Source organism: Myxococcus sp. AM011 (assembly GCF_013372595.1).
GTDB classification, from domain to species: Bacteria; Myxococcota; Myxococcia; order Myxococcales; family Myxococcaceae; genus Myxococcus; species Myxococcus eversor.
On record NZ_JABXEM010000538.1, the window covers coordinates 1 to 1,711 of the forward strand.

General features: G+C 68.4%; 1 protein-coding gene. It reads left to right on the plus strand.

The genetic code is table 11. The features are described from left to right. Positions 1-1,711 (plus strand): condensation domain-containing protein (locus tag HUW62_RS47140; protein WP_255204046.1); only part of this gene is annotated, 1,711 nt, incomplete at both ends.

Consider the following 1,711-nt stretch of genomic DNA (forward strand, 5'->3'; position numbering starts at 1 on the left):
CCTTCGTCGCTCCTCGCAACCCCACCGAGATGCGTCTCGCCGCCATCTGGGCGGAAGTCCTCCACCTCGACTCCGTCAGCGTCACCGACGACTTCTTCTCCCTCGGTGGCCACTCCCTCCTCGCCACCCAGGTCGTCTCTCGCGTCCGCAAGGCCTTCGACGTCGAGCTGCCCCTGCGCGCGCTCTTCGAGGCGCCGACCGTCGCGGCGCTCGCGGCTCGCGTCGATGCCGTGGGTCGCGGAGACCTGTCGCTCCAGCGGCCCCCGCTCGTGGCGGTGCCTCGCACCGGGCCGATTCCGCTGTCCTTCGCTCAGCAGCGCCTGTGGTTCCTCGACAGGCTCCAGCCGGGCAGTCCGTTCTACAACATCCCCTCGGCCATCCTGCTCCACGGCGGGCTGAACCTCGCCGCGTTGGAGCGCGCGATTCAGGAGCTCGTGCAGCGCCATGAAGCGCTGCGCACCTCGTTCCACGACCAGGCGGATGGCGAGGCGGTCCAGCACATCCATCCTCGCGTGGAGATGTCCGTTCCCGTGACGGACCTGGAGGGCGTGCCCGAGGCCACGCGGGAGACTGAAGCGCTGCGGCTGGCCCAGCTCGAAGCGCAGAAGCCGTTCGACCTCTCCCAGGCCCCGCTGCTCCGTGCGTCCGTGCTTCGTCTCTCCGAGCAGCGCCACATCCTGCTCGTCACGGTGCACCACATCGTCTCGGATGGTTGGTCCAACGGCATCCTCACGAGGGAAGTCGGCGAGCTCTACGGTGCGTTCTCCCAGGGGCGTCCGTCCCCGCTCGCGCCGCTGGAACTCCAGTACGCGGACTACGCGGCGTGGCAGCGAGGCTGGCTGCGCGACGAAGCCCTCTCCCAGCAGGTGAGCTGGTGGCGAGGTCAGCTCTCCGGGGCTCCGCACGCCCTGGAGTTGCCCACCGACAGGCCGCGTCCTCCCGTCCAGACGGCGAACGGCGGCACGTTGGCCATCGACTTGGGCGCGCAGCTCACCGCGGAGCTGCGCGCGCTGTGCCTGCGCGAAGGCGTCACGCCCTTCATGGCGCTGCTGTCCGCGTTCCAGGTGCTGCTCGCGCGGTACTCAGGCCAGGACGACATCGTCGTGGGCTCGCCCATCGCGAACCGGCAGCGTTCGGAGATCGAAGGCATCGTCGGCTTCTTCGTCAACACGCTCGCGCTGCGCGCACGGCTGACGGAGAAGATGACGTTCCGCGAGCTGCTGGCCCAGGTGAAGGAGACGACGCTCGGGGCGTACACGCATCAGGACGTGCCCTTCGAGAAGCTCGTCGACGAGCTGAAGCCCGAGCGTGACCTGAGCCGGTCTCCGCTCTTCCAGGTGATGTTCGCCCTCCAGAACACGGGGCGCTCGGTGGGACCGCAGGAGGATGGAGACGCGGGAGTGCTCCAGCCGATGCAGGTGGACAGCGGCACGGCCAAGTTCGACCTGTCCCTGCTGTGCGGTGACTACGGCGACGACATCGGCGGTCTGCTCGAGTTCAACACCGACCTGTTCGACCGCGGCACCGCGGAGCGAATGGGCAAGCATCTGGTGAGCTTGCTGAAGTCCGCGGTGAACAACCCGGGCCAGTCACTCTGGCGGCTGCCGCTGCTCGATGAGCAGGAGCGTCACCAGTTCCTCGTCTCCTGGAACGACACCTCACGCGAGTCGCATGCCGTCACCACCATGCACGGCCCCTTCGAGGCCCAGGT